This window comes from Novosphingobium sp. AAP83, from assembly GCF_001295795.1.
Taxonomy (GTDB): Bacteria; Pseudomonadota; Alphaproteobacteria; order Sphingomonadales; family Sphingomonadaceae; genus Novosphingobium.
Map to the genome: position 1 here is coordinate 429,881 of NZ_LJHY01000016.1, position 24,308 is coordinate 454,188.

22 protein-coding genes and 1 tRNA gene are annotated in these 24,308 nt (G+C 60.2%); 11 read left to right on the forward strand and 12 right to left on the reverse strand.

All coding sequences use genetic code 11. The annotated features are described in order from the left end of the window. Positions 1 to 2: 2 nt before the first annotated feature. A complete protein-coding gene (locus IP81_RS08855; protein WP_054107605.1) occupies positions 3 to 1,145 on the reverse strand; it encodes an efflux RND transporter periplasmic adaptor subunit in 1,143 nt (380 codons plus the stop codon). Positions 1,146 to 1,550: 405 nt separating this feature from the next. On the opposite strand from IP81_RS08855, the gene IP81_RS08860 reads away from it, so the two are divergent. Continuing rightward, positions 1,551 to 1,826 (forward strand): HU family DNA-binding protein, encoded by a 276-nt coding sequence (locus IP81_RS08860; protein ID WP_054107606.1) that lies wholly within the window; start codon positions 1,551 to 1,553, stop codon positions 1,824 to 1,826. Between the two features lie 591 nt (positions 1,827 to 2,417). Next, a tRNA-Pro gene (locus tag IP81_RS08865) sits at positions 2,418 to 2,494 on the forward strand. A 97-nt stretch (positions 2,495 to 2,591) separates the two neighbouring features. Here the strand turns inward: IP81_RS08865 and IP81_RS08870 are convergent. Further along, positions 2,592 to 3,047 (reverse strand): VOC family protein, encoded by a 456-nt coding sequence (locus IP81_RS08870; RefSeq protein ID WP_054107607.1) that lies wholly within the window; start codon positions 3,045 to 3,047, stop codon positions 2,592 to 2,594. A 137-nt stretch (positions 3,048 to 3,184) separates the two neighbouring features. Between IP81_RS08870 and IP81_RS08875 the strand changes: the two genes are divergently transcribed. Genes IP81_RS08875 through IP81_RS08890 form a run of 4 tightly spaced genes read left to right on the forward strand, consistent with a single transcriptional unit; the run spans position 3,185 to position 6,625 of the window. Next, on the forward strand, positions 3,185 to 4,411 hold the full coding sequence (locus IP81_RS08875) for an aromatic ring-hydroxylating dioxygenase subunit alpha (RefSeq protein ID WP_054107759.1): 1,227 nt from the start codon (positions 3,185 to 3,187) through the stop codon (positions 4,409 to 4,411). Between the two features lie 5 nt (positions 4,412 to 4,416). Then, complete coding sequence (locus tag IP81_RS08880; RefSeq protein ID WP_054107760.1) at positions 4,417 to 5,220, forward strand: SDR family oxidoreductase; 804 nt, start codon at positions 4,417 to 4,419, stop codon at positions 5,218 to 5,220. Continuing rightward, the gene (locus IP81_RS08885) at positions 5,217 to 6,113 is read left to right on the forward strand and encodes an acyl-CoA thioesterase II (RefSeq protein WP_054107608.1); all 897 of its coding nucleotides are present in this window, start codon (positions 5,217 to 5,219) and stop codon (positions 6,111 to 6,113) included. The genes IP81_RS08880 and IP81_RS08885 overlap by 4 nt, the downstream gene beginning before the upstream one ends. After that, complete coding sequence (locus IP81_RS08890) at positions 6,113 to 6,625, forward strand: MaoC/PaaZ C-terminal domain-containing protein (RefSeq protein WP_082356054.1); 513 nt, start codon at positions 6,113 to 6,115, stop codon at positions 6,623 to 6,625. The genes IP81_RS08885 and IP81_RS08890 overlap by 1 nt, the downstream gene beginning before the upstream one ends. On the opposite strand, the gene IP81_RS08895 is transcribed toward IP81_RS08890, so the two are convergent. Genes IP81_RS08895 through IP81_RS08920 form a run of 6 tightly spaced genes read right to left on the reverse strand, consistent with a single transcriptional unit; the run spans position 6,571 to position 12,764 of the window. After that, positions 6,571 to 7,203: an FMN-dependent NADH-azoreductase gene (locus IP81_RS08895; protein WP_054107609.1), complete on the reverse strand. Its 633-nt coding sequence runs from the start codon at positions 7,201 to 7,203 to the stop codon at positions 6,571 to 6,573. The two genes, IP81_RS08890 and IP81_RS08895, sit on opposite strands and share 55 nt — an antisense overlap. A 14-nt stretch (positions 7,204 to 7,217) precedes the next feature. Beyond that, positions 7,218 to 8,627, reverse strand: coding sequence for a 2-oxo acid dehydrogenase subunit E2 (locus IP81_RS08900; RefSeq protein WP_054107610.1), 1,410 nt, complete (start codon positions 8,625 to 8,627; stop codon positions 7,218 to 7,220). 14 nt (positions 8,628 to 8,641) lie between these two features. Next, positions 8,642 to 9,652, reverse strand: coding sequence for an alpha-ketoacid dehydrogenase subunit beta (locus tag IP81_RS08905; protein ID WP_054107611.1), 1,011 nt, complete (start codon positions 9,650 to 9,652; stop codon positions 8,642 to 8,644). A gap of 12 nt (positions 9,653 to 9,664) precedes the next feature. Beyond that, complete coding sequence (locus tag IP81_RS08910) at positions 9,665 to 10,639, reverse strand: thiamine pyrophosphate-dependent dehydrogenase E1 component subunit alpha (protein ID WP_054107762.1); 975 nt, start codon at positions 10,637 to 10,639, stop codon at positions 9,665 to 9,667. Positions 10,640 to 10,653: 14 nt separating this feature from the next. Further along, on the reverse strand, positions 10,654 to 11,985 hold the full coding sequence (locus tag IP81_RS08915; RefSeq protein ID WP_054107763.1) for an SRPBCC family protein: 1,332 nt from the start codon (positions 11,983 to 11,985) through the stop codon (positions 10,654 to 10,656). Positions 11,986 to 12,002: 17 nt separating this feature from the next. Next, the gene (locus IP81_RS08920; protein ID WP_054107612.1) at positions 12,003 to 12,764 is read right to left on the reverse strand and encodes an SDR family NAD(P)-dependent oxidoreductase; all 762 of its coding nucleotides are present in this window, start codon (positions 12,762 to 12,764) and stop codon (positions 12,003 to 12,005) included. Positions 12,765 to 13,080: 316 nt separating this feature from the next. Between IP81_RS08920 and IP81_RS08925 the strand changes: the two genes are divergently transcribed. Together IP81_RS08925 and IP81_RS08930 are read left to right on the forward strand one after the other, a co-directional pair. Beyond that, positions 13,081 to 13,752, forward strand: a complete 672-nt coding sequence (locus IP81_RS08925; protein ID WP_054107613.1) for a TetR/AcrR family transcriptional regulator — start codon at positions 13,081 to 13,083, stop codon at positions 13,750 to 13,752. Continuing rightward, positions 13,749 to 14,951, forward strand: a complete 1,203-nt coding sequence (locus IP81_RS08930; RefSeq protein ID WP_054107614.1) for a CaiB/BaiF CoA-transferase family protein — start codon at positions 13,749 to 13,751, stop codon at positions 14,949 to 14,951. The genes IP81_RS08925 and IP81_RS08930 overlap by 4 nt, the downstream gene beginning before the upstream one ends. A 20-nt stretch (positions 14,952 to 14,971) precedes the next feature. Here IP81_RS08930 and IP81_RS08935 read toward each other — a convergent pair whose 3' ends face one another. Next, entirely contained in the window at positions 14,972 to 16,588 is a 1,617-nt protein-coding gene (locus IP81_RS08935) for a class I adenylate-forming enzyme family protein (RefSeq protein WP_054107764.1), read from the reverse strand. A 311-nt stretch (positions 16,589 to 16,899) separates the two neighbouring features. On the opposite strand from IP81_RS08935, the gene IP81_RS08940 reads away from it, so the two are divergent. Continuing rightward, the gene (locus IP81_RS08940) at positions 16,900 to 17,559 is read left to right on the forward strand and encodes a TetR/AcrR family transcriptional regulator (RefSeq protein WP_054107615.1); all 660 of its coding nucleotides are present in this window, start codon (positions 16,900 to 16,902) and stop codon (positions 17,557 to 17,559) included. Here the strand turns inward: IP81_RS08940 and IP81_RS08945 are convergent. Continuing rightward, a complete protein-coding gene (locus IP81_RS08945; RefSeq protein ID WP_054107765.1) occupies positions 17,556 to 18,281 on the reverse strand; it encodes a ThuA domain-containing protein in 726 nt (241 codons plus the stop codon). The two genes, IP81_RS08940 and IP81_RS08945, sit on opposite strands and share 4 nt — an antisense overlap. A gap of 244 nt (positions 18,282 to 18,525) precedes the next feature. Between IP81_RS08945 and IP81_RS08950 the strand changes: the two genes are divergently transcribed. Then, complete coding sequence (locus tag IP81_RS08950; protein ID WP_231626273.1) at positions 18,526 to 19,371, forward strand: SDR family oxidoreductase; 846 nt, start codon at positions 18,526 to 18,528, stop codon at positions 19,369 to 19,371. 25 nt (positions 19,372 to 19,396) lie between these two features. Continuing rightward, positions 19,397 to 20,155: an SDR family oxidoreductase gene (locus IP81_RS08955; RefSeq protein ID WP_054107617.1), complete on the forward strand. Its 759-nt coding sequence runs from the start codon at positions 19,397 to 19,399 to the stop codon at positions 20,153 to 20,155. 72 nt (positions 20,156 to 20,227) lie between these two features. Here the strand turns inward: IP81_RS08955 and IP81_RS08960 are convergent, their stop codons facing one another. Both IP81_RS08960 and IP81_RS08965 read right to left on the reverse strand, forming a co-directional pair. Further along, positions 20,228 to 21,574, reverse strand: coding sequence for an SRPBCC family protein (locus IP81_RS08960; protein WP_054107618.1), 1,347 nt, complete (start codon positions 21,572 to 21,574; stop codon positions 20,228 to 20,230). An 82-nt stretch (positions 21,575 to 21,656) separates the two neighbouring features. Further along, the gene (locus tag IP81_RS08965) at positions 21,657 to 24,146 is read right to left on the reverse strand and encodes a TonB-dependent receptor (RefSeq protein WP_054107619.1); all 2,490 of its coding nucleotides are present in this window, start codon (positions 24,144 to 24,146) and stop codon (positions 21,657 to 21,659) included. Positions 24,147 to 24,308 lie beyond the last annotated feature (162 nt).

The window sequence follows — 24,308 nt, forward strand, 5'->3', positions numbered from 1 at the left end:
AGTTACTTTCCGGCACCGGATTTGACATCATCTTTGGGTTTGCTGCCTGCGGGCACGACTTTGGCCTTTTGTCCTTCTCGTGCAGAGTTAAGGCCTTCGACGACGATTTTTTCGCCGGGCTTGAGACCGGCCGAAACGAGCCAGTTCTGCCCGACAGGCGTATCTGCGGTAACTTCCCGCTTTTCAAGCATGCCATCGGCACCTGCGACCAGCACGCTGGCGCGGCCACGCGGATCGCGGCTGACAGCTGCTTGCGGCACGAGGATCGCGCCGGGGACAGTCCCTTGCCCGACGCGGGCGCGCACGAACAGGCCGGGGAGCAGATCACCCTTGGGATTGGGCACGACGGCGCGGATGGTGATCGTGCCGGTTTGCGGATTGACGTCAATGTCCGCCGGATTGAGCTTGCCCATGACCGGATAGGCCGAGCCATCAGGGAGAATCACCTGGACCGGCGCGACCCCGGAGACGAGTTTTCCGCTTTCAATCGCACGGCGCAGCGCGATGAAATCCGCGCCCGACTGCTGGATATTGACGTACATCGGATCGATTCGCTGCACTTTAGCGAGCGGATTGGCCTGATTCGTGGTGACGAGCGCGCCTTTGGTGACCATCGAAATGCCGACACGCCCCGAAATGGGCGAGGTGATGCGGGTGAATCCCAAGTTCACTTGTGCAGCTGCGAGAGCGGCACGCGCCTGTTGCACACCGGCGCGTGACTGGTTGTAGGTGGCGCGCGCATCGGCGGCATCCTGTTTGCTGACGCCGCCTTGTTCGGCCAGCAGGGCAAAGCGTTCCGCACGCAAGCGGTTCGCCTCAACCGTAGCCTGCGCCGCCGCGACCGAGGCCGAGGCCTGCGCCTGACTGGCGGCATAGATGCGCGAATCGATCTGGTAGAGCGGCTGGCCTGCGCGCACATAAGAGCCTTCGGTGAACAGCCGTTCGACCACGAGGCCCGCAACCTGAGGGCGAACTTCGGCGATTTCAAAGGCTTCGGTTCGGCCCGCGAGTTCGGTGGTGAGTTCAACCGGCCCTGCCCGCGCGATCATCACGCCGACCACAGGGTCGGGCTTGCCCTTGGGTTTATCGGCCGACCCGCAGGCCGAGAGCAGCAACGTGATGGACCCAGCGACGATGACGGACATGGTCTGCAAGCGGGATGGCAAAGACAGGGTGTTCGGCAAGTATGGTCTCACTGGTATCTGGCACCGGCCCAATGACGCGCGCACTTTGCAACCTAGAATGTGTTGCAGTCAGCGTTACCAGACCCAATCTGTGCGCCATCGCGGAATGATTTTCTGCGGCTTGTCTAGCAGATTGCTGCACTTGCGCACGCTCCTTGTTGGCGCACCGGCAGAACTGCGACACAAAGATACAATTGGCCGTAAATCCTGATATTTCATCGATTCATGACCTAACGCTCCCAAAATCGACGAAAAAACACTGCCATTTGGCGAAATTCAGTGGAAAGAGTGCACAGGGGGCATAGCTTTGCCAGATAACCATGCGTTAGCGATGCCGTCTCTTTTTAAATTGAGGACAAGACACTCATGAACAACAGCGATCTCGCCGACATCATCGCGGCAAGCCACGGCCTCACCAAGGCAGACGCCCGCAAGGCCGTCGACAGCGTGTTCACTGCGATCACCGATGCCGCAGCAAAGGGCGAAGAAGTTTCGCTGAACGGCTTCGGCAAGTTCAAGGTCAAGAACACCCCTGCGCGCGAAGGTCGCAACCCTTCGACCGGTGCGACCATCCAGATCGCTGCGTCGAACAAGTTGACCTTTGCTGCCGCCAAGGCCGTCAAGGACAAGCTGAACGGCTAAGCAGCATCAGCCTGTCTTGCCAACAGCAAGCCGGGCTTTTGTGCAAGAATTGGGGCAGGACCTGCATCCGTGAACAACGGATGTCGGCCTGCCCTTTTTCTATGGCGATGGCGCCATTGGCAGCCACACCCGTCCTACATCCGCCCAACCTCTCTGGCGCGCAGGAGCTATGGGGTTCCCCGCAGAGACGCGGAGAAGAAGTGGGGGCGCGGAGGGCGGGTATTTGATGGCGAAGCCATTTTCGTGCTCTGGCCATGGCTGCGGCTACATGGTTGGATTTCGGGGAGGCCTTGTGGCCAGGGGGTTTGCATCTCAGCGTCTCAACTTCTTCCCTGCGCCTCTGCGTGAAACCTGAACCGCTTTGTAGAGTGTTTTCGCCCTCCCCTTTCGACAGGACCGGAACGAACGGGCGTGGCCCGGTTTCGTGCAGGCGCTTGGCGCCTTCCACAAAAAAATTGGCGTATTTGGTGATTGTTATGCGGTTGCGGTTTGACATACCCGCAAACCGGTGCCATTCGCGCCCTCGTCGTCACCCCACAAGAGGGTGAGCAGACACCCAAGGTTCACCGGAAATGGCGGACCTCTCCCGGTCGGGGAGTAGCGCAGCCTGGTAGCGCATCTGGTTTGGGACCAGAGGGTCGTAGGTTCGAATCCTATCTCCCCGACCACTTTCTTTTCCATTATATCATACTTGTGCGGGCCACAGGTTCATTGGGCGGGCTTGTCGTAGGCACGGCCTTTGCCCATGCAGCGCGGGCGCGTGTCCTACCCCCACCATTCTTCCAGCATGGGGGCGATTTCCTTGCCGACGAGTTCGATGACAGGGCCGTTTTCGCGGCGGATATAGGCCATGGAGCCATAGCGGTGGCGGGGTGAGGCTCCGGCGATGAGCACTTGCCAGCCCTGCGCGCACAACAGATCAAGCGCATCGCCGACGTTATCGACCCAGACGCCGATATGCGAATTGTCGCCTGTGCGAAGGACATCATAGGGTGTGCCCTTGGGCGTTTCGACCAGTTCGAAGCGGATCGGGCCGGGGCGGGAATAGGCGACGCGGAGCCATGCTTCGCCGCGCCCGCCCTCGGGTGTCCACACGCGCAAGGGATCAAACGCGCGGATCGGCGACCATGTGACGCCGGTGGCGCAGGTGATATCTGCCATGGCATCTTCAAGATTATCGACAATGGTGCCGTGGTGGAAGATACCGGACAGGATATCCATGGTGCTTTATCATCCCGAATGTTGCGCCAGATAGGGCTGGATGAGCGCTTTGATGCATAACGCCAATCCGTGCTTTACAAGCATACATGTATGTTTTTATTGTAGCGGCACAAGCACCAAATTCTGAGGAGAGCACCATGCTGGATCAGGCCATAAGCCAGGGTCATAAAGCCGATCTGGATCGCATGGCGTGGGAGCGCGACCGCAAGGACCCGCCCGAGGGCTTTCCGGCGCTGCCATCGATCCCGGCGGCGCGCTATGTCGATGCCGATTTCCTGAGCCTTGAGCAGCGCGAGATGTGGAGCAAGGCCTGGCTTTATGCCGGGCATACCGATCAGGTGGCCGAACCGGGATCATGGTTTCTGACGCGCAACACCGGCAGTCCGGTGATTGTGGTGCGCACATTGTCGGGCGAGATCAGGGCGTTTTACAACACCTGCAAGCATCGCGGTGCGCCATTGGTGAAAGAGGATGCGGGCAGCGCGCGCGGGTTTGTCTGCGGCTATCATGGGTGGAGCTATACACTGGACGGCAAGCTGACGGCGGTGCGCGACAAGCGCGACTTTCCCGATTTCGATATGGCGTGCCATTCGCTGTCATCGGTGCGGTGCGAGCTGCTGGGATCGCTGATCTTCATCAATGGTGATCCCGATGCCCAACCGCTGATCGAGCATATCGGTCCGATGGCAGGCGCACTGGAGGAATTGCAACTGGCGACGCTGAAGCTGGTCGATAGCCGCGAGTATGAAGTTGATTGCAATGTCAAAGTGCTGCTCGATGCATTCCTTGAGGTGTACCACCTGAAATCGATCCACGAAAACACGGTGGACCGGTTTCTGGATCACCGCGCGATGATCGTGACGCTGTGGCCCCACGGGCACAGCCGGATGGTAACACCCAACCGCCGCGAAGGCTGGGTAGACCCCGGCACCAAGGGGATGCCCGAAATTCCCACGGTTTCGGAATTCACCGCGACCAACAACATCAGCTATCACATCTATCCCAACTTTGTGATGCCGCCTGCGCCCACGGGAATTCCGCTGTTGCAGTTCTGGCCGCTGGGGCCGCGCCGCACGCGGGTTGTATCAAGCTGGGTGGCGCCCGATCATGATGCGGCCAACCCCAACCCGCTGTGGGAAACCCGCATCAAGAACTGGGAGCGGATCTTGTATGAAGACCTGCAATTTGCGCCGCAGATTCAGGAATCGCTCGAAGGTCCGGGCTTCCAAGGCATGTCGCTGAATTATCAGGAGCGGCGGATTTACCACTGGCACGAGGAGCTTGACCGCCGCATCGGGATTGACCGGGTGCCGCAGGCTGCGCGGGTAGAGCCGGTGCTTGCCCCGTTTGTCGATCACGATTGAAGCCGGTGGCAACGCTGGACGGAAAAGTGGCCGTGGTGATTGGCGCTGCCAATCGCGACAACATGGGCCAGGTCATTGCGCGGCGGCTGGCAGCCGAGGGCGCGCAAGTGGTTGTGGCGGGCCGCGCGCCCGAGGCGCTGGAGGCATTGGCCGAAGAGATCGGCGGGCTGGCGGTGGCCGGTTGCGACATTTCCAGCGAGGAGGATCTGGCGCGGCTGACGGCGGCGGCAGTGGCGCGGTTTGGCGGGCTGGATATTGCGGTAAACGCCACCGGCTGGGGCTTGCTTAAACCGTTTCTGGAGACGAGCAAGGCCGAGATCGAGCAGATGGTGGCGCTGCAAATGACCGGCGCGATGCTGTTTTATCAGGCCATGCTGCGCGCAATGCGCGATGGCGGATCATTGATCCAGATATCATCGGCCACCGCCACGGTGATGCTGGAGGACCATGCCGCCTATATGGGCACGAAGGCAGGGGCCGATCACGTGATCCGCTGCATTGCCAATGAATTCGGCAGCCGGGGCATCAGGGCGAACTCGGTCGCGCCGGGCTTTACCGTGACGCCAATGACCGCGCGGGCGAGTGCGACGCCCGGATTGATGGAGGCCTTTGCCAAGGAATATCCGCTGGGCCGCGTGGGCACGAGCGAGGATGTGGCAGAGGCGGTGGTATGGCTGGCCAATGATGCTTGTTTCATGACAGGGCAAGTCCTGCAAGTGAACGGCGGGCTGACCTTGCGCCGCAATCCGACCAATGCCGAGATCGGTGCATCGGTCCGTGCTGCAAGGGCGGCGGCGGCTCTCGCGTGACCAATCCTTTCCCGGACGATCCCGATCTTGAACGCCAAGCGGCGTATCAATTTGACTCTGCCGGACCTGACCGGTTCCAATCGCGGCCCTTGCCCAGCGGGCTGTTGCGTCTGTACGGCGGGATGATCGTTTCGCAGGCCTTGGCCGCGATGCAGATGACCGTGCCCGACGACAAGCATGTTCATGCCATGCACCTGTTCTACCAACGCGCCGGGTTGACCAACCGCGCCTTGCACTTTGCGGTGGAACGCGACACCGATGGCCGCAGCTTTGCCCAGCGGCGCGTGGCGGTGACGCAAGAGGGGCAGCCCGTTGCCTATGCAATGGCATCGTTCCAGATGCCCGAAGCAGGCGGCGTGCATCAGGATGCCATGCCCGATGTGGCAGGGCCGGAGGGGCTGGAGCCGCTGCCATCGATCATGGCGCGCCGGCTGGACGATGTGCCGCTGCGCCACCGTCCGTTCTGGTGCCGCCGCCAGCAGTTTGAATGGCGGCCGGTGGAGGCGTTTTTCATCGGCGAGGCGGCCGTGCGCCCTGCCCCGCGCCACTTCTGGTTTCGCGCCAATGCTGCGGTCGAAGGATCGCCGCAAGTGCATCAGCGGTTGCTGGCCTATGCCAGCGATACGCATATCATGCAGACGGCACTGCGGCCTTTAGGGCTGTGCTGGACGGATGACCATTTGCAGACATCCAGCCTTGATCACGCGATCTGGTTCCACGGAACCTTTCGCGTGGACGAATGGCTGCTCTACGCACTGGATAGTCCGGTGTCATCGGGCGCAAGGGTGCTGGGCACGGGCAAAGTGTTCAGGCAGGATGGCACGCTGGTGGCAACGGTTGTGCAGCAGGGGCTGGCGCGGTTGCTGGACCGGAAGTGCGAAGGGAAGATCTGATGGAAGTGCCGCAAATGTCCCCCCTCGGCACGCCGTGGCTGCAGTTTGAAGATCTGGTGATTGGGCAAGTGCGCCAGTCTGCATCGCGCACGGTGACCGAGGACGAGATCGTTGCTTTTGCAAAGGCCTATGACCCGCAGTGGTTCCACACCGATCCCGAAGCGGCCAAGGCATCGGTCTTTGGGCAAGTGGTGGCCAGTGGCATCCATGTGCTGGCGATGTGGCGGCAATTGGACCACACGATCAATGCCGACATCGACTTCGTCTGCGGCGTGGGCTGGGAGCATTTGCGCCTGAAACGGGCCGTGCGCGCGGGCGACACGATCCATGTGACGAGCGAGATCATAAGCCTTGAGCCATCGCGCAGCGGCAAGGATCGCGGGACGGCTGTGACGCACTATGCGGTACTTCTGGACGACGGCACCGAGTGCGTGACGTTCGAGAGCATCAATCTGGTCTATACGCGGGCAGCGCGCGCTAATCGTTCGGCAAGTGCGGCGGCTTCTTCATAAGCCCGGGCCATGGCGGCTTCGACTTGTTCGGGCGTGCCATAAGTGGGTCGCACCTGCACTTCGTGAACATCGGTGATGCCGATAAAGCCCAGCCACGCTTTCATGAACGCGGTCTGGTAATCGAGTTCTTGGCCGGGCTGGCCGGGCCGGATATCGAGCGCGCCCGAGCAGATCAGAATCGCACGGCGGCCCGCTGCCGAACCGTTCACGCCTTCGGCGCTGACGGTGAAAGTGAGGCCGGGCTGGGTGAGCACATCGATGTATTGCTTGAGCCGCCATGGCACGCCGAAGTTCCACATCGGCACGCTGAACACATAGGTATCGAACGACAAGAAGTGTTCAATGGTCTGGTCGATCTGCGCCCAGACCTCATGCATTTCGGGGCTGACCTCGCGCCCTTCGATAAGGGCATAGCGCCCTTCGATGGCCGCGCCGTTGAAGTCTGGCAGGGCAATGGCTTCGAGGTCCAACGTCTCGGCGTTGGTCACACCCAATTGTTCGATAAAGGCCCGCGCCACCATGTCTGACCGCGAGCGGTCCTTGCGGGGGCTGCCGCTGATGTGGAGCAGGCGCGTCATGTTGGAGCTTCCCTTCAATTGCCGGTGAGCAGGGCGGGCTGTTCGATCAACCGGGCGAGCGCGGCCATGAAGCGGCCGGCATCGGCCCCATCAATGGCACGGTGATCGCAGCTGAGCGACAAGTGCAGCACCGGCACGATGCGGATCGCGCCATCATCGTCAATCGGTTCGGGCCGTGCCGTGCCAACCGCAAGGATCGCGCCTTGTGGCGGGTTGATGATCGCGTCGAACTGTTCAACGCCAAAGCCGCCGAGGTTGGACAGCGAGAAGCTGCCGCCCGCAAACTCTTCGGGGCGCAATTTGCCGCTGCGGGCCTTTTGCGCCAGTTCCTTCATGGTGGCAGCGATTGTGCCCAGCCCCAGATTGTCTGCGCCGAACACGATAGGCGTGACCAGTCCGCGATCGGTTGCCACGGCCACGGCGATATCGGCCTGATGGAACTGGTGAATGTCAGTCCCGTGGACCTGGATATTCACCGCCGGCACTTCGAGCAGGGCCAGAGCGCAGGCGCGGATGAGGTAATCGTTGACGCTGGGCTTTTCGCCAATGCTCGCCGCGCGATGTGCCAGAAGGCGATCTGCGCGCACTCTGCGCCGCACATAAAAATGCGGAATTTCCTGCTTCGATTGCGTCAAACGCCGTGCGATGGTGCGGCGCATCGAGGACATTGGCACGATCTCTGGCGCACCGCTTGCGGTACTTGCGACAGGCGCGGCGATAAGCTGCGGTGCTGGCGCGGCATTGGCGATAGCGGCCATGACATCGGATTTGCGCACGCGGCCACGCGGGCCGGTGCCGGTGACTTTGCCAAGATCAAGCTCGTGCAGCGCGGCAAGGCGGCGGGCGACGGGCGTTGCCATGACCGGACCTTCGGGCAGGAGCGGGAATGCGCCGACCAGCACAGGCGGCTGGGGCGTGCGCGCGGCTTGATGCACATCTTGCAGCGAAATCCGGCCATTGCGGCCCGAGCCACTGACTTGCGCCAGATCGATGCCGAGTTCCTGCGCCGAGGCCAAGGCCACCGGGCTGATCGCGATGCCTTCGGGCACAGCGATTGCAGCAACGGGAACAGGATCCGCATTTACAGCGGATACTGGTGTATCAGCTTCGGGATCAAAGCTGGTGTCGGAAGGGCGGAACCCTGCGATCAGCGCGTCGATTTCAGCCGCAGTGGCCTCGCCGCCATCGGACAGGACCGCGAGCAGCGCGCCGACCGCATATGTCTCGCCCGCCTTGGCGATGATGCGGACAAAGCGGCCTTCGGCTTCAGCCTCGACCTCGTTTGTGATCTTGTCGGTTTCGATCAGCGTCAGCACCGTGCCGCGTGCGAAGGGGGCGTTTTCGGCCACCATCCACTCCGCAATGGTGCCTTCGGCCATCTCGATACCCCATTTGGGCATGGTGAATGCTTTGAGCTTGGCCATGGTCTGCCCCCCGCTCAACGGAACGCAAGGGTGCGACGGACGGCACCCTCGATGGTCTGCGGCGATGGCAGCCATGCGCGTTCGAGCACGCGCGAGAACGGGATCGGCGCGTGCGGGCCAGTGATCATTTCGGGCGGCGCTTTCAGGCTGGTGAAGGCGCGCGTGGCGACCAGCGCGGCGATATCGGCAGCAAGGCTGCAACGCGGCGGGCTTTCATCCACCACAACCAGACGCCCGGTCTGTTCGACGGAATCGAGGATCGCGTCTTCATCCAGCGGGCTGGTGGTGCGCAGATCGATCAAATCAACGCCGATGCCATCCGCGACCAATTTATCGGCGGCTTTTTCGGCAAAATTCACCATGCGGCCACAGGCGACGACGGTGACATCGCCGCCTTCGCGCACCATCCGGGCTTGACCGAACGGGATGCGGTAATCGCCATCGGGCACTTCGCCCTTCACGCCGTAAAGCGCCTTGTGTTCAAAGAACATGACAGGGTCATCGCCGCGCAGGGCTTCGGTCAAAAGACCCTTTGCATCGGCGGGCGTGGTGGGCAGCACGACTTTGAGGCCGGGCATGGCGGTGAGCAGGGCATAGACCGACTGGCTGTGCTGCGCCGCCGTCTGCATCCCTGCGCCATAGACCATGCGCACCACGGCGGGGCACTTGGTCTTGCCGCCAAACATATAGCGGAACTTGGCCATCTGGTTCCACAACTGGTCGAGACTGACCCCGACGAAATCGGCGAACATCAGTTCGGCAACCGGGCGTTTGCCCGCCAGCGCCGCACCGGCAGCAGCGCCGATGATCGCGCTTTCCGAAATCGGCGTATCGATCACGCGGTTGGGGCCGAACTTTTCCCACAGACCGGTGCTGGTGCCCCAGATGCCGCCGATGGCCTCCGGCCCGCCAGCGGTGCCATTGCCGCCGACCACGTCCTCGCCCAGAAGCAGGATATCACCGTCGCGCTCCATCTCGGCGTGGAGCGTGCTCAGGATTGCTTCGCGAATGTTCATTACAGCCATTGTCGCCAACCCTCAGTAATATTCGACGTAGACATCGTCGGCGACAGTCGCCGGATCGGGATCGGCACCGGCACGCGCTTGCGCCACGGCCTCATCGATCAGGATGCCGACTTCCTTGTCGACCGCATCCATTTCTGCATCGGTCAGCAGCGCCGCATCGGTTACGACTTTGCGGAACGCCTTGAGGCAATCGCGCTCCTCGCGGATGCGGTCGAGTTCGCCGGGGCCGCGATAACGCTGCGGATCGCCTTCGAAGTGGCCGTAGAACCTTTCGGTATCGAGCTCGATGGCGGCAGGGCCGTTTCCAGCGCGGACATATTCGAGCAGATCGCGGAACTGGGCATAGGCATCGAAGAAATCGCAGCCGTTGGCGCGCCAGACTTTCATGCCGAATGCTTCCGCGCGGCTGGCGATATCGTTGGCCGTGCCGACGGCATATTCAACGCCGGTGTGTTCGGAATAGTGATTGTTTTCAAACACGAAGATTGCAGGCGCTTTGGTGACGACGGCAAGGTTCATCGCTTCGAAGGTGGTGCCCTGATTGCACGCGCCATCGCCCGAAAAAGCAATGCCGACGCGGCCATTGCCGTCCATTTTGGCAGCCAATGCTGCACCCACTGCCTGAGGAGCGCCGCCGCCGACGATGCCGTTTGCACCGAGCATGCCGACATCGAGATCGGCAATGTGCATCGAGCCGCCCCGGCCTTTGCACAAGCCGCCTGCACGGCCATAAATCTCCAGCATCATGCCCTTTACATCGCAGCCCTTGGCGATGCAGTGGCCATGGCCACGGTGGGTCGAGACGATCTTGTCCTCGACTGTCAATTGATCGCAAATGCCGACGGCGACGGCTTCCTGCCCCGAATAAAGGTGCGTAAAGCCGCCGATTTCGCCAGTCTTGATCTCGTCGTGCAGCCGCTCTTCAAAAGCGCGGATCGTGCTCATGCGCCGGTAAGCGCCGAGCAACTGGTCATGGCCCAGTTGCAACATGCCTGTTCCTCTCAGATATCGTCCGGGGATTTGCCGCCGGGACCGTAGATGTAATCGTCCAGCACTTTGTGGAAGTGGCGGATGCGCAGTTCCTGCTCGCCGATCCACAGGCCGGGGAAGTTGTCGGACTGCATGCCCAATTGCACGGTGGGCAAATTGAAGGCGTCCTGATCAAGCACTTGCCCGATGCTGCGATCACCGTGCTTGAAGCGGCGGTGCTTCACGCGCTCGGGCCATTCCTCACCCTCGGGCAACAGTTCGAACACCCAGACGTCATAAAGCATCTTGTTCGGATCAGTGGCGTGGGGGCGCTGGCGGAACATCAGCACATCATCAGCGTGGACGTTGAGCGCGATGTTGGGGAAGATCATGTAGTGATAATCGTCGGTCAACTGATCGTCGTTGAGCGCCGAATAGTCCTTGCCCTGGGATGCGCCGTGCTTGCGTTTGAACAATTGCACATCGCGGCGGATATCGCTGATCCGGCCTTCGTATTCTGCCGGGTCCATGCCCGCGTGGCGCATGATTTCATCAATCGCGGGCGGGATTTGGCTGGGCATGGCCACGCGCGGCGAAACGGTGGCGAACGGGATCAGGTAGCGGTTGTGACGTTCGTAACAGTCAATCTGCACGTTCACATCATCGAGATACCACAGCAATTGCGGGTGAATGCCCTGCACATGGTACGTCTCGTTAAAGGCATCGACCGAGGCCTTCCAATTGCAGTCCCACTCCACCGTCACATCGCGTTTCCACGCCATGCGTTCGGGATGATAGGGCTCAAGATGGTCTTTCAGCGGGGCGATGTAATCGTCAAACGGCTCAATTTCTGGGTTGAGCGAGAACCAGACAAAGCTATTCCATTCGGTACATGGCAGGCTGGGCAGTGTCATTCCCGGAGGGCCACCCTGGGCGAAAGTGCACAGATCGGGCAAGCGCTCAATCACGCCCTCTAGGCTGTATGTCCAGTGATGGTACATGCAGCGGAATTCGGTGGCGTTGCCCAAGCCTTCGGGCCGCAAGCGGTTGCCGCGATGGAGGCAGACGTTGGGGAATGCGCGCAAGGTACCATCGTGCTGGCGCACGATCAGCACCGATTCCTTGCCGATATCGGTGCAGATGTAATCGCCGGGTTCAGGGATATCGTCAGCCCGTCCGCCCAGCAGCCAGACCTTGGTCCAGATGCGCTCCCACTCCAGCTTCATGAACTCTTCGGAGTAATAACGGGCCGCCGGAATCACATCGGTGCCAAGCTCCGGGTCGGGAGCCTTTTCCACCGGCGTGCGCGTGGTGCATGCCGCTTGATCGACGCGGATTACATCGACGACGCGCTTTACGTCCATGCGCGCTGTGTCCCACATCAGAAGTGCGTCCGGTTGGTGAACGCACCATCGACGACGAGGTGCGAACCGCTGCACCAGCTGGCGGCTTCGCTGGCGAGGAACACGATAGCGCGGGCGATTTCTTCAGGCTTGCCCAGACGGCCCATCGGCTGCTGGCGCAATTGCGAAGCGTAGAATTTTTCCATCGTGCCTTTGATCATGTCCCAGTTGCCGCCTTCGAATTCGACGGGACCGGGCGATACGACATTGACGCGAATGCCGTCCTTGCCGTGGGCAAGCGCCAGTTGCTTGCCATACGTGATCAGCGAGGTTTTCATCGCGTTGTAGGCCTGCGGGCCACCCATCGCTTCGAGCGCGGAGGTGGTGGCGACCAGCACGATCGAGCCGGAGCCCTGTTCGGTCATGTGCGGGATCGCAGCTTCGACCGCACGGACAGGCCCCATGACATCGGTTTCAAAGGCATTGGACCAGTACTTTTCGCTGCCAATGCCGCTGCCGGCAGACGTGAGCGGGATCACCACATCGACACCTTCAAGCGTTTCAATCGCCCACGCCAGCCACTCTTTGTACTCATCGGCCTTGCGCACGTTGACGGCTTTGCCGATAACTTTGGTGCCATAGCGCGAGAGCGATGCGACCGCATCCTTGACCGAATCTTCGCCGCGCGCGCTGAGCGCAATATCGCAGCCTTCGCGGGCGAGCACTTCGGCCACGGCAAAGCCGATCCCGCGCGCTCCGCCAACGACGATGGCCTTCTTTCCTTGCAGCCCGAGATCCATGAACAATCCTTTCCCAACGCAACGCGCAACCTGCGGGAGTGGAGCGGCATGGCGTAGCCGCAAAGCACCGAGGCATGTGCCCTGACACCGATGCCGCACCGCATTCCCCAACGGGGCGCAGCCGCCTGCATCATCCAATCTCCCTTGGCCGTTACTCTATTGGCAATGCTCCGGAGTGCAACAAAAAAACATGCTTGCATGCTTTTTTATGGTGCCGCATGATACATGGATAAGAGCCGCTGTTGCATGATCGGCGCAAGGCAACGGCGGCGCAAAAGCGCAACGGGGAAGGCCGCTTCAAGGCGGGCAAACAGGCATGGCGACAGAGGCAAAGCAGGCCGTCACACGGACTGGCGCAGCAAAAGCGGAACCCGGGCGCCAATCGCTGAAAAGCGCGGCAACCCGCGCGCGGCTGATCGACGCGACGATCCGGTGCATCGTCCAGCACGGCTATGCCAATACGGTAACGCCGATGGTTGCCGCAGAAGCGGGGCTTTCGCGCGGGGCGATGCTGCATCACTTCGTCAGCGGTGATGCGCTGATCCGCGCCACGATTGTGGAATTGCACGAGCGGCGGCTGAAGGCATTCCGGCGGGCATCGCAGGCCAACCTTGGCGATGTGCGATCCATGGTGCGCGATTATTGGCAGCAATTGCAAAAGCCGGGCTTCATCGCGTTTCAGGAACTGGCCATGGCGGCACGCACCGATGCCGCGCTCGCCGAAATCCTGCTGCCGCTACAATCCGAATTTACGCAGAGATTTCAAGCTCTGGCAGGACAGCTCTATCCCGATTGGGTGCAAGAGTCCGAGCGGCTGAGCCTTGCCATGGCGCTATCGCAAATCCTGATGGAAGGAATACAGATTGCCAGCCTGACGGGCGCGATGGACAAGCAATTGGTCGAACCGCTGCTGGATTTTCTGGAGATGAGCGTTGTGGCGCTGCGTCCGGGACAAGGAAATGATTCAACAATGAGCAACGAGCAATGAGCGGGCGGGGATTAGGACCGTTGGCCGGTGTGCGGATCCTTGATCTGACATCGGTGCTGATGGGGCCATATGCCACCCAGATCTTTGCCGATCTTGGCGCGGATGTGATCAAGATCGAAGGGCCAAGCGGCGATACGACCCGCACGATTCCCCCCGGCCCCGATACATCGCGCGGGGCGATGTTCCTCAACGTCAATCGGGGCAAGCGCAGCCTTGCGCTGGATCTGAAGCAGCCTGCCGCGCGCGACGCCGTGCTGCGGCTGGCCAAAGACGCCGATGTGTTCATCCATTCGATGCGGGCGCAGGCCATAGCGCGGCTGGGGCTGGACTATGCGACTCTTTATGCTGCCAATCCCAAGATCATCTACGCCAATCTTTATGGCTATGGCCGCAACGGGCCATACCGCGATTATCCTGCCTATGATGACATTGTGCAGGCAGCATCAGGTATTGTCGATCTGCAAGCGCGGCTATCGGGCGGGGAGCCGACTTATTCGGCCAATGTGATTGCCGACAAGGTAAGCGGGTTGACCGGTGCCTATGCGGTGATCGCCGCATTGTTTGCGCGGGAACGCAGCGGGGAAGGCCAAGAGATTGAAGTGCCGATGTTTGAAACGATGGTATCGTTTGCCACGGTGGAACATCTGTGCGGATCGCTGTTTGAACCACCGCTGGGGCCACCGGAATATCCGCGCGCCACATCACCATCGCGCAGGCCCTATCGCACGGCAGATGGCTATGTTGGCGTGATGATTTACAACGACAAGCAGTGGCAGGCGTTCTTCCGCGAGTTGGGCGATCCTGATTGGTCGAAAGACCCTATGTTTGCATCGCTGCGTAGCCGGACCGAGAATATCGGCACGGTGCTGGCGCAAGTGGAGCGCGAGATGGAAACGCGTTCGACCGAGGAATGGATGGCGCTGTTCCGGCGTGCCGAAATCCCCGCCACGCCGATTGCATCGTTAAGCGAACTGCTGCGTGATCCGCACCTTGAACAGACCGGCTTTTGGGAAGAGCGCGAGACAGAGGCCGGACGCCTGCGCTTTCCCGGCATCCCGACAACATTTTCGCGCACGCCTGGCGCAATCGGTGATCCCGGCCCGGTGCTGGGCGCAGACAATCAGGCGGTGTTGCAAGAGGCCGGGTTCAGCGCGGAAGAAATCGCCGCGCTGGCTGCCAGCGGGGCGGTCATCTCTTAGCAGTCCTTTGCCCGACGCCGTCAGGCGGTGTCGGGCTGTAGCTCGGCGATCAGCATGTCGCGCAGCTTGAACTTCTGGATCTTCGAGGTCGACATCGGCCATTCCTGAATCGCGCGGACGTGGCGCGGGATCTTGAAGCTGGCAAGCTTGCCTTTGCAGTGCGCGATCAGTTCTGCCTCGGTAGCGTTTTCTCCATCGGCCAGTTCGACGAAAGCTGCGGGCACTTCGACGTAGCGATCATCGGGCAGACCAACCACTTGGGCCAGTTTCACCGCCGGATGCGATTGCAGCATTGCCTCGATTTCGGCTGCCGCGACGTTTTCACCGCCGACCTTGAGCATGTCCTTGGTGCGGCCATGGAACATTACATTACCATCGGCATCGATCGAGCCGACATCGCCGGTGTAGAACCAGCCATCGCGCAGTGCTTCGGCGGTCTTTTCAGGCGCGTTGTGATAGCCTTTGAGCATGTTGGGGCCGCGCAGCACGATCTCGCCATGCTCACCTGCCCCGCATGGCGCGCCGGTTTCTGCATTGAGGATGCGCATTTCCCATTCATCAAGCGGATAGCCGCAGCGTTCGGTGCGCGTCTCATAAGTATCGCTTAAACGGCTTGTCGAAACCGTACCTGCCGCTTCGGTGAGGCCGTACGTGCCTACTTGGATGGTGTGCGGCATAGCGGCTTTGACCGCTTCCTTGATCCAGGCCGGTTGCACCGCGAAGTTGGAATTCATCACGCGCAGGCGCGACAGATCGGTTTGCGCGAACGTGGGGTGATTGATCAGATCCTGCATGATCGTGACGAAGCTGGGGTAAGCGATTGTCGCCCCTTCGCGCCCCAGCATGGCGAGCGCCAGCCCCGGTTCGAAGTGCGGCACGGTCATATAGCAGCCGCCACGATCAAGGATCATGGTCATCGGCAGGATGCCCGCGATGTGAAAGATCGGCAGCGGCGACCAGACTTTGTCTGCCGCGGTGCATTCATAGCGCGTGCCCAGATTGCGGCTATTGCCCACTTGCCCGCGATGCGAAATCAGCGCGCCCTTGGGGCTGGATGTGGTGCCCGAGGTGTAAAGGATCATTGCGGTATCCTGCGGATCAACCGCATCGATCCGCACATCGACATCGCTTTGCGGCACTGAAACGCCCTGCATGAGCACCGATGCAGCCGACATCATCGCGGCATCGCAAACCTCGTCGAGCGAAATGATGTGGCGGAGCTTGGGCGCTTCGGGCAGATCGAGGCCTTGTGCTGCGATCTGCCCGGTCAACGAAGGCAGGGCAGCGATGACCCGTTCGCAATAATCGAGCGAATCGGTTAGCCGACCCGCTGTGATCAGCGTGACCAGATCAGCATCGCGCGTGACATAGGCAAGTTCATGTGCCTGATAGCGCGCATTGATAGGCACAGCGACCGCGCCCGCCATGGCAATGCCATAGAACGCTTCGATGAAATCAACACATGTCGGCATGAGCAGCCCGACATGTTCGCCCGGCTGGACGCCCAGCGCGATCAGTGCCCGCGCCCAACGGCGGGCGGAACGGTCGAGTTCGCGATAGCTGATTCGCTGATCCGGGAAGACGAGCGCTTCGGCATCGTCAAATTCCTTTGCAGACGCCCTGATCATTGCACCCATGGTGTAGATTGCTTGCCGGTGCACCCTGTATCCCCTTGCCCATCCGGGCCGTTTCAGCTTGCCATGCAATACTGGCGCTGTTGTCTATGGAGAAATGATACACCGCCAGTGCAAAAAGACAATCATATCTGTCTTTTTTATGGATACTTTAGCGCGCTTAAGCCTGCACTGCCGCCTGCAAACGGCAAAGATCTTACGGTGCCTTAAACCTTTGTGCACTGCGGTTCTTGCACCATCGCGCGCCATCGCGCTAAGGGCTTTAACAAGATACGTGCAATTTCGGCTGCACGTGAGATTTCAGGCGAATATCAATGGCACTTTCACGCACACCGGTTACCCGGCCCGTACGGCAACCGCGCCCGATTGGAGACAAAGGCCCCCAGCTTCAGGCCGCAAAAGCTGCGCAAACACGCGCGCGCCTGATTGATGCCACGGTTCGGTGTCTGGTCAAACACGGTTACGCCAATACGACGACGCCCAAAGTGGCTGAAGAAGCGGGCCTTTCACGCGGCGCGATGATGCATCATTTTGAAAATGGCACGGCATTGATCAAGGCCGCGATTGCCGAATTGCACGACAAACGCCTGCGCGCATTTCGCCGCGCGGCGGACAAGCCCGATCATGAAGTGACCGACCTTGTCGAAACCTATTGGCGGCAATTGCAGAAGCCTGCATTCATTGCCTTTCATGAACTGGCCGTAGCAGCGCGGACCGATGCCGATCTGGCCACGATCCTCAAGCCGTTGCAGGATGAATTCCGCGAAAAGTTCAATGCGCAGGCCGAACAACTCTTTCCCGAATGGGCTGCGGTTCCGGCCAATTTCGATCTGGCGATGACATTATCGCAAACCATTCTGGAAGGCATGGCGATCAGCCTGCAAACCGGTGCGATGGATGCCGCCAAGGTCGAGCCGATGTTGCGCCATCTCGAAGGGCAGATCGGCGCGCTGGCTCCGCCTGCCAACACTTAGGTTGGCATACCCCAGCGAATGCCGCGCCTGAGCAATTCATAGAATACCGGATAATTCCACGCGCAGCGCTGCGGGTGCGGCCAGAAGCCGCTGATCGGGCGCAGATCATAGTGCCCGCGACAATGGCCAAGTGTGAGATAAAGGACCGCCCCTTCCCCGACTTTGCGTTCATAGAGCACGGGGACTTCAGCCTCGTCCCATTCGGAATCGCGGAATTCGGGGCATGAGCCGGTGAAGGAGGTGTGCAGCAGCACATCTATATCGGCGCGGCGGTGCGAAAGGTACAGTTCATCCTCAACCCGGAAAGCACGCAAACCTTGGGTCATGGGATGATCGCTACGGGTGATCTCAACCTTGAACGGTGCGATGGGCGGATGCCCTGCAAACTGCGTGCCGAGCAAACCCATGAATTCTGGCGCTTCATCAGGCGTTTCACACACGCCATCATCGGCGAATCGCAGAAGGGCGTTGGTCCCGTGGAGCGCCAGCCAGCGGCCACCGCGTTTCAGGAATTGTTCTAGCGCTGTGCTTTGCGTAACATCGGGCAGGACATCGCAAGTGTATGTGATGAGCAAGTCTGCTGCGGCAATGGCGGCAAGATCGGCATAGTCGGTTGATACAGAGGTGCGGATTTCAGCATGTTCGGCCAGCAGCTTGAGCAATTCGAGTCGCGCGAAATCAATGTCGTGATACTTGCCCGAGGCAACCAGATGAACCCGCATTTCCGCCCTCCCGGCCGCATAAACCACACCCGTAACGGTCCACGCCATAGAGCGCGTATATGCAAAATCAAAATCAAACCTGTTTGTCTTTTTTATTGCATCGCGCTAGCCTGTGCGCCAACCGGTTCGACGGGACCAGACTTATGATCGAACCGCGAGGGGAGAGCCTTTGAACGCGCCGACGACGAATGAACCGCGAATTTTTCGACCAGAGCCGGGAGACCCGGGCCGCCCACGGCGAGGATTGGACGATGAGACGCTGGTCCAGCAGACCAGCATATTTCGCGATGATCTTTTGGCAGGGCATACCATCCTGATCACAGGCGCTGGCAGCGGTATGGGCAAAGCTTCAGCTTACCTTGCCGCACGCCTTGGCGCGAATGTGGCGATCTGTGGCCGCGATATGGAAAAGCTGGAGGGGACGGCCGCGCTGATCCGCGAAAGCACCGGCAGCGAAATCTTGTGCCAGTCTACCAACATCCGCGATCCCGATGCGGTCGAGGCGCTGATCGCCAATGTGCACGATCACTTTGGCGGCCTTGATACGCTAGTGAACAACGCGGGCGGGCAGTTCCCGCAGGACGCCATCGATTTCAGCCGCAAGGGCTGGATGGCGGTAATCGACACCAACCTTAACGGCACGTGGTGGATGATGCAGGAAGCGGCCAAGCGCTGGCAGGCCGATGGCAAGCCCGGGCATGTGATCAACATCGTAGCGAATGTTGAACGCGGCATGCCGCAGGCGGCGCACACTTGCGCTGCGCGCGCGGGCGTCATTTACCTTTCGAAAACAGTGGCTACCGAATGGGCTCCGCTGAACATCCGGGTAAACTGCATCGGGCCAGGCGTGATCGAGACCGAGGGCTTCCGGATGTATCCCGAAGAAGCGCTGGCGCGGTTCCACAAAGCCAATCCGATGAAAATGCGCGGCAATGCTTGGGATGTGGCCGAGGCTATCGCCTATCTGGCGTCCCCCGCCGCGCGCTTTATCAACGGTGATCTGATGATCATCGATGGCGGGCAGGCGCAGTGGGGCGTCATCTGGCCTGCGGGTATGCCGGATTACTTTTCGGAAGATGGTGCCGCTTAAACAATAGAATAATCGGGAGAATGTTATGGGCCGCGTAGAAGGCAAAGTCGCTTTGGTGACAGGCGGAGCATCGGGGCTTGGCGCGGCAGATAGCGCCGCGCTTGCCCGCGAAGGGGCCAAGGTGGTCGTCACCGACGTCAACCTTGCCAGTGCGCAAGCTGTTGCACAAAGCATCGGCGGTGGTGCTATCGCGCTGGCGCTTGATGTGTCGAGCGAAGAGCAGTGGATCGGTGTGATGGCCGAGATCGAAAAGCAGTTCGGCGGCTTGCATGTGTTGGTCAACAACGCTGGCGTGGTGCTGAATGCCGACGTGGAAGATACTTCGCTTGAGAAGTTCCGCTGGGTCAATTCGATCATGACCGATGGCGTGTTCCTGGGCATGAAGCACGCTATCCCGCTGATGAACAAAAGCGGCGGCGGATCGATCATCAACATGTCGTCGGTGGGCGCGCTGCTCGGCTATCCGATCTACTTCGCCTATTCCGCGGCCAAGGGCGCGGTGCGATCAATGACCAAATCGGTGGCGGTCATGGCGCAAGTGAAGGGTTACAAAATCCGCTGTAATTCGGTGCATCCCGGCGCAATCGAAACGCCGATGGTGCAGCAGGCCGAAGGTCGCCCCGGCCAAGTGCAGGAAATCCCGTCTGGCGTCTTGCCCCACGGCACGCCGGGCCATCCTGATGATGTGGCTGCGTTGGTGGTGTTCCTCGCATCGGATGAATCGCGCTTTATTACAGGCGCTGAATTGGTGATCGATAACGGGGTTACAATCCGCCCGTTCTGAGGTTTTGGCACAGGAAAAGGGGGCAGCACCGCATTGGTGTCTCCCCCCCTTTTTTGCCCTGAAACCGCTGCTTCAGCGCGCCATGCGGCGATCAAGTTCAGCGTGGAAGTGGCGCAGCCGCCCTTCCTGTTCGCTCCACAATGGCCCCTTGAAGCCGCGTGAATGGGCGCCTTTTTGCACTACGGGCAGCAAGTCACTGTCCTGATCGAGCACTTCGCCAAGGCAAGGCGGCTCACCCAGCTTTGTGTGAATGACCTCGGGCCGGGTGCGGCCGGAAAGGTCGACCTCTGGCCCCATGCCCATCCACGCTGGCGCTCCATAGCCGGGGGCGTCGACATGGCGATAGAGGATGCAGGTGTCATAGGTGAACTGGTTAGGGTCGGTCGCGTGCGGGATGAAGCGGTGCAGGAATATCGCTTCGGGATGGCAGCCGATCTGGACATTCGGAAAGACCGAATAGATCACCGAATCCGAAAGCTGGCTGTCGCTGAACCGGTCATAGCGCAGGCCCAGTTCGTCTGACCGGCGGCGCTTGGCCTGTTGTACGGCGGCACGCGTTTCCTGCGCGGTGCCCTGATAGGTTTCGGGATCAATCCCGGCATCGCGCAGCATCATCTGGATGCCCGGATTGACGCCTTCCTGATCGGGATAGCGCTGGCTGGGCTGCGCGAATGGCACGAACTGGCGGCTGAGACCGCCCTGCCACAGATCAATCTGCGTGCGATCATCCATCAGGCACTGCGTTTGCGGATGAACGGCGTGGAGGTGATAAATCTCGGCAAAGGCATCAACCCCGCCCTTCCAGTTTGCCCCCCAATCAGAGCGGCGGTGCTGCACCACATACATCTGATCGATTTCATAGAGTTCAAGCTGCGGCAGGATCGGGGCCAAGAATTCGTGCAAGGGTTCGATGTCAGGGTCCATCGAAATGAACACCAGACCTGCCGCCACTTCGCAGCGCACCGAAGTGAGATCGGTGCCGTGGCACAGCACTTCGGGGCGGAAGGTTTCAGCATCGGTGACGGCAATGTTGCTGCCATCGAGCGCAAATTTCCAACTGTGAAACGGGCAGGAAAAGCGATCGAGCGAACCCGTTTCGCCGCTTACCAACTGGCTGCCGCGATGGGGGCAGACGTTGTAGTGGGCGCGGATCACATCCTCATCATCGCGGACGACAATGAAGCTTTCCGGCCCGATATCGAATTTCATGAAATCGCCGGATTCGGGAATGTCGGATGCAGGGCCGGCAAGCAGCCAACTGCGGGCAAAGACTTTTTCCCATTCCTCGCGCGCGAAATCGGGGCTTGTATAGCGGTCAGGGCCGGGGCGTCCGGTGCCGTTATCGATGCGCGCTGCGCGATCATTGAACGGGTGATGTGCGCCAGTATGAATGTTCCAAAGGTCAAAATCGGTCTTCATGTCCGTCTCCCGTTAACAGGAACGGCCGCGCCCTGAAGCGCGGCCGTGTGTCTGGTTCTTGATCCTCCTGAACCCCTAACGATCAGGGGCCACGGAACTTCACGCCGATTTCAGCGCCGAAGTAGCGTGGTGCGCCGAAGTTCGAGTTGAGCCAAAGCCCGGCGACGTTCTGCGATGCGATACGATAACGCTCATCGGTGAGGTTGCGGCCCATAACGCGGAAGTAGTACTTGTTGTCTACTTGCGCGAGAGTGAGCGAGGCATTCACCAGTGTGCGTGCGTTCAGGAACGTGTTGCCGCGTGGATCATCGATCGCCTGCGTGTTGAGGTTCTCGCTGGTATAGGCGGCAGAAGCGTTGGCAACGAACTTGAATTCGCTGCTAACCGGCACTTCATAAGTTCCATCCACCGTCCACTGCCACTTTGGCGCGCGGTCAAGCGGAGCGGTTGACAGGTCATAGCCTGCGCCTGGTGCAGTGTAGCTGTCATAGGCCGCATCCTGATAGCCGAGCACACCGCGCAAGGTGAACCCTTCAAACAGACGGGCGGTTGCTTCGGCTTCAAGCCCCTTCACCGTGGCGCTTGCCGCGTTGACGAAGATTGTCACCTGGTTCGACTGGCCGTTTACAGTGATCGGTACGTTGAGCTGCTTTTGCAGATCCTTGTACTTCACATAGAAGCCGGTGAGGTTGAAGCGCAGACGGCGGTCAAACAGTTCGGTCTTGACGCCAGCTTCATAGCTGTCTGCCGTTTCCGGATTGGTGGCGCGTGCGGCTGTGCGGAAGGCGTTAACGTCTGCACCGAAGGCTGCAAAGCCACCGATCTGGTCATTAAAGCCGCCGCTCTTGAACCCGCGCGAATAGGTTGCGTAGGCAAAGACATCGGGCGTGGCCTGCCAGCCAAGGCTTGCGCGCCAAGTTGCACGGCGGGCACTATTATCCACGCGGATAACACCGGCAGGGTATTTGAACACGCTGGCATCAAGCGCATCGTCGATCTGGATCGAAGGATCAAAGCCGCCGTTCAGCGCAGGAATGAATACCTGCTGGCGTCCGTACCATTCCTTGTCTTCCCACGTATAGCGCACACCGGCAGTAAACGTGACTTCCGGCGTGATCTTGTAGGTACCTTCTGCGAATGCTGCCTTAGAACGCGACTTTTGGGCGTTGCAAAGGATGTAGGGCGTATCGTTCCAGTTGCCGAATGGCAGCGGGCCAGACGTCAGGTCAAGGAAGCCGAGGATCTGGGCGACGCAGAAATCGATGGTTTCGCGCTGGTAGAATCCGCCGAGCACCATATCGAAGTTACCGCCAAGGTCGGTGGCAAAGCGCAATTCCTGCTGGAAGGTCTTACGGTCATCGTCACGTGTCGCATCGAAGATGGACAGTGGCTGCCCGTCTGCTGCGATCGGCACGGCACCAGCGTAAGAGTTCGGAATACGCGATTCCTGCTTGCGCCAGCCGGTGACCGAAGTCAGCGTACCGAAATCGAAATCGATGTCACCATTGAGATAAATCCCGTCCACCGAGATGCGCTGACCGTCCCGCATCTTGATCAGGCCGTCCTGACGATAACTGACCGCCGCATTATCCAGCGGGTCGTTGCTGTTCGGGTTGGGACGGACCGAGTTCAACAGATCGGTCAGGAACGGTGCGGTGCCGGTGTAAAGGCCGTTTTCGTTTACCGAAGGAACGGTTTGCGACTTGTCGCGCAGATGTTCGTATTGCGCCAGGAAGCTGATGCGGTCGTTTGGCTCCCACAGCAACTTGGCACGGAAGTTGAGCACATCCTTGCCGCCTGCCGAAGCGCCATCCAGGCAACCCGAACGGCCATTGAACTTGTTGGGCACAAAGCCGGTGACCGGACCATAGCAGGCACCGTTCTTGTAGAAACCGTCGGTCTTTTCCACGCCGCCGACAAAGCGGAACGCAAGCGTATCGCCGATCGGCACGTTCAGGGCGGTCTGGAAGCGCTTCGTATCAAAGCTGCCATATTCAGCGCGCGCATCCACACCCACAACGCCAAGTTCAGGACGCTTGGTGCGCACGGTAACCGCACCACCGGTGGTGTTCTTGCCGAACAGCGTGCCTTGTGGGCCGCGCAGCACTTCAACTTGCGACACATCGAACACGTCGAGCAACTGGGTCTGGACCGAAGAGACCACGAAATCGTCAACCAGGACGGCCACAGGCGGTTCGAAGTAGACGATGATCGACGTCTGGCCGACACCGCGCATCGCGAACGAAGCAGCATTGAAGTTGGTAATGGTGTTAGCCGAGAAGTTTGGCACAAACGCAGCCAAATCACCGAGATCGCGGGGGCTGGCCTGCTGGATCAATTGTGAATTGATGGCCGAAACCGCAACAGGCGTGGATTGCAGGTTAGAATCGCGGCGCAGCGCGGTGACCACAATCTCGCCAAGCCGGCTGGCATCGGCCTGCTCGCTGACTTCCTGATCGGCAGGCTGGGCGCTGCCTTGATCGGCTGAAGTGTTTGCGAAAGCTGGCGTTGCCATGGCTGCTGCAACCAAAGCGCATACTGCCGTTGATCGTTGCAGGAAACTGCTAAACATCCGTCTCTCCTCATGCCCCACCATCCTTGTGGGTTGCCCAAACTTTAACCGCTAGGAGACATTTTGCAAGCAGACATGTATGTTTTTTTACAGGGCCTTTCGGGCAAGGCCGCCGTGCCGTGACTTTCGGGCAAAATCACCCACAAATATGGGTCGATAGAT